Here is a 4,053-nt window from a genome sequence, read left to right as displayed (position 1 = left end):
TCTCAAGCGTGCCGTGGCGCCGGTGAGCAGAATCACTTTGCCGTTGACCCGCTGTTGCAATGCTTTGCCCGGCGCCACTGTGCTGCTGGTGGCCCGCAATCAGGAGAAACTGGAAGCGATTGCCCACGCCATCCATCAACGGGGCGGCCAGGCGTCCGTGTACCCCGGCGACCTGTCCAAAATGGAAGAGTGCGATCGCCTTTGCGAACAGGCCCTGCAGGATCATGGCCGGGTGGACGTGCTGATCAACAATGCCGGACGCTCCATTCGCCGTTCCATCAAGTTCACCGTGGGCCGCTTCCACGATTACGAACGGACCATGCAGCTGAACTATCTGGCCTCCATCCGGCTGGCCACGAACTTGCTGCCGGGCATGGAAGCGCGCAACGAAGGCCACATCATCAACGTGTCCACCGTGGGCGTGCAGGCTAACCCGGCGCGCTTCTCTGCCTACCTGGCGTCCAAGTGGGCACTGGAAGGCTGGACCTGGGTGGCCGCCAATGAGTACGCCCACACCAAGGTGCGCTTTTCCTCACTGAATTATCCGCTGGTGCGCACCCCCATGATTGCCCCCACCAAGATTTACCAATACATGCCCGTCATGTCACCGGAAACCGCCGTGAACTGGATGCTGGACATGATCATCACCCAGGACAAGCGCAAGCTGGGCGTGTTCGGCAAAGGCGCACTGGCCATGTATTACCTGTTACCGAAAACGTCAGAATCCATCGTTAATTTCAGTTACCAGAGCCTTTACGAAGAGCCACCCGCCAATTACGTTTCCAGCAAGGTGCGCGCGGGCACCGTGGCCAACACCGGCGACAGCACAAAAAAACGCCGCGCATAAGCACGGCGTTTTTTATTCCATCCAGGACAGGCATAGCATTGATACTGACAGCTTATTATTCAGTTCCTAACGACCCTGCAAGCTTTCCAGCAATTGGTCGATTTCTGCCTTAAGCTCTTTATCTTCAATTTTTTTGGCGCTGACCTTTGCGTCCGCCAGGTTGCTAATGGCTAATCCGGGACACGCATAAATTTAATCAAAAGAGAGCTTGATCAATCAGCATGCGGTCAGGCTTTGTCCCGACACCCATTTACGACCTGTCGAGGCCGCATAGGCTTTCAGTCTTTCCAGGCTGCCGACCGCGACAGGCAGTCTCTGCTTGTGCGGCTGCATATGCCGCAACCATGCCCTTTCATCAATACCAAGCCGATCCAGAATCCCTGCGGCCCGCTCCGAGATTGCGCCACGTTTACCTGCACGCACCGCCCTTCCCGTACTGTCCACGAGCTCCAGATAGTCCATCAGCCGAAAGCGGCAAACCGTATCATCGTGTTCAACTTCCACTGTCTCACTATCCACCATCGGGAGTAGGTGAGGCATTTTCTTCGTTGTCTGGCGACCCTTGATCTCGCTGGCTCGTTGTTGAACCGAGGTATAATCCGAAGCTTCAGGAGTACTGGCCATATCTGCCCGAACAGGATTGAGATCCACATAAGCCATACACTGCAATACGGCCTTTTCATCCAGTAGCGCCTGGCACTTGTAACGGCCTTCCCAGAAGCGTCCCTTACAGCAATCCTCCTCGTTCGCTCGCCGGGCGAGGTATTCATTCAGGCATTTCATGAACCAGCCAAGATCATAAAGCCGCTCACGCCATTGGCCGACGATCTCAAGCGCTTTCAATGCCTCACCACCCTCTGACTGCCCGCTCAGCCAGCGCTTCACAATCAGTGGCCCACTGAATAACCGCATCCATCGCTCAGCGACTTCAGTATCTGACCAGGCCTGCGCCTTCTTCTGATTGAGCCGAACAACAACGTGATAGTGATTGGACATTACCGCATAGGCACAGAGATCAATGGCAAACATCTCACCCAGCACCGCAAGGCGATCCACCACCCATTGCCGGCGATGTTCGTAATCCTGGCCGGAATAGTGGTCCTGACCACACAGGAAGGCTCGCCGCACACAACGGCAGATGCAGTGATAGTAGGGAGTGGAGTCCAGAGAAACCTGGGCATAGCGAGCACGAGTCATGGAGCGCCTCCTTGCTTATCCATGACCCCAAAGATACTGACCATACAAACAGACCAATATCAGACATCGTGCATTTTCAGCGTAGGAGATCTTCCAATTTATGGGTGTCCCCTATTTCCCTTCGATTATCTTCTCCTTCCCTAACGATTTTTCCTTTCGGTATATTACCTGCCAACCTTGGAAAGCCAACGTGTTCGCTTGCTAACCACCCGGAAGAACAAGAACATCCCTCCATTGATTGCCGCAATTATTAGCCAGCGACTATCCAGAATAATTTCCCCCTGGATCATTGTATCTTCGCCGACCTCCATAACAAACAGCAGCAACACTGTCATGGCGACAGTTATATATTCACGACGTAACACCGTTCTCCAACAAAAAGGCAATTCATCAGGCTGGTACTTTCGTAATATTAAAGGGAAGAAAGCCGGCGTTTTTTCTGCCCATTGGCGATATGAATCACCAAATTTTCTCAACAGAAATCTCTCCTCAACAAGAATTACACGTTCGAAGTAAAGCGCGAACGCCAGCACATAGTAAAGGGTTAACCATAAGGAGTGGAGCAATAGAATCACCCCCAAGCCTCCGACAAAATTCCCCAGGTAGAGAGGATTACGAACAATAGAATAAATACCGCGAGTGTTTAGTGAATCCGCCACCTGACTTTTGGTATTACGACCAGAGGTTCTTCGCGGGGTATGTCCAGTAGTCCAGACACGAATCCCAAGGCCCGCCACCACAAACGATATCGCGAACAAGTCCCACCACTGATCATAGGTGTGACTATCCAAAAAATATTGCACATCTATTAAGGCAACTATTACCGCGGGAATCATAAGCACCGCCGGAGCGATACTACGCCATCGAAAAGCCCAGTCACCTTGATTGCACAATGTAGAGTAAAGCATTTTTTCCTCCTAAACCCCCCGGCTGATAACCGCCGGGGGAAGATTAGATTATCGTTGTAACTCGACAGCTTTTTTGCTCGAGAAAAACGCATAAAGACTTGGCAGTACCAGCAACGTTAACCCCGTCGCCGACACTAGCCCCCCGACAATTACCACTGCCAGCGGCCTTTGCACCTCACTGCCCACCCCCGTGGCCAGTAACATGGGAATCAGACCCAGCATGGAAGTGAGCGCAGTCATCAGCACCGGGCGCAGGCGAGACACCGCCCCTTCGAAGATCGCCGTCTCCAGCGCTTCGCCATCGCGCAGCCTGAGATTGATGGCCTCTACCATGACCACGCCATTGAGCACCGCCACCCCGAACAGGGTGATAAAGCCTACGGAGCTGGGCACGGACAGGTACTGGCCGCTAAGGGCCAGGGCGAGGATGCCGCCAATGAGTGCTAGAGGAACGTTCACCAGAATGAGAGCGGCCTGGGCCACGGAGCCGAAGGCGAAGTAGAGCAACAGGGCGATCAGGCCGACCGCCACTGGCACTACCATGGCCAGCCGTTGCTGGGCGCGCTGCTGGTTTTCGTATTGGCCGCCGATGTCCACGCTGTAACCGGCGGGCAGATCCACTTCGCTTTCAATGGCCTGCTGGATGTCGGCGACCACGGAGCCCATGTCACGACCGGCCACGTTGGCCTGGATAACCACGCGGCGCTGCACGTCGTCGCGGCTGATCTGCGGCGGGCCGGAGACCAGCGACACATCCGCCACATCCATAAGCCGTACCCAGGCACCATCGGCGGCCTTGAGGCGCAGGTTGCGGATGGCTTCAGCATCCTTACGGGCGTTTTGCTCCAGGCGCACATAGATGTCGTAGCGTTCGTTGCCCTTGATCACCTGCCCGGCGCTGCCGCCGCCCAGGCCGTTGCTGACCAGATCCATGACCTGATCCACACTCAGGCCGTAACGGCTGAGGGCGTTGCGGTCCGGGGTGACCACCAGTTGAGCTTCACCGGCGATCTGTTCCAGTTGCACATCGGTGGCGCCGTCGACTTCCTTGACGGCCTGAGTGATGGCTTCGCCTTTTTCCTGCAGCACGTTGAGATCCGG

General features: G+C 55.2%; 4 protein-coding genes. 1 reads left to right on the top strand and 3 read right to left on the bottom strand.

Features of this window, described 5'->3' with window-relative positions; genetic code table 11:
- Positions 1 to 847: SDR family NAD(P)-dependent oxidoreductase (locus A3754_RS16360; protein WP_231880657.1), on the top strand; the 847-nt coding region annotated here is incomplete at its 5' end.
- A 216-nt stretch (positions 848 to 1,063) separates the two neighbouring features.
- On the opposite strand, the gene A3754_RS16355 is transcribed toward A3754_RS16360, so the two are convergent.
- The 3 genes from A3754_RS16355 to A3754_RS16345 all read right to left on the bottom strand — a co-directional run.
- The gene (locus A3754_RS16355) at positions 1,064 to 2,044 is read right to left on the bottom strand and encodes a transposase (RefSeq protein WP_063520556.1); all 981 of its coding nucleotides are present in this window, start codon (positions 2,042 to 2,044) and stop codon (positions 1,064 to 1,066) included.
- 164 nt (positions 2,045 to 2,208) lie between these two features.
- The gene (locus A3754_RS16350) at positions 2,209 to 2,952 is read right to left on the bottom strand and encodes an isoprenylcysteine carboxylmethyltransferase family protein (protein ID WP_063520555.1); all 744 of its coding nucleotides are present in this window, start codon (positions 2,950 to 2,952) and stop codon (positions 2,209 to 2,211) included.
- 48 nt (positions 2,953 to 3,000) lie between these two features.
- A partial coding sequence (locus A3754_RS16345; RefSeq protein ID WP_156497030.1) for an efflux RND transporter permease subunit occupies positions 3,001 to 4,053 on the bottom strand: 1,053 nt, incomplete at its 5' end.

The sequence above is a fragment of the Alcanivorax sp. HI0083 genome, assembly GCF_001635175.1.
This window is presented reverse-complemented; position numbering and strand designations above follow the sequence as displayed.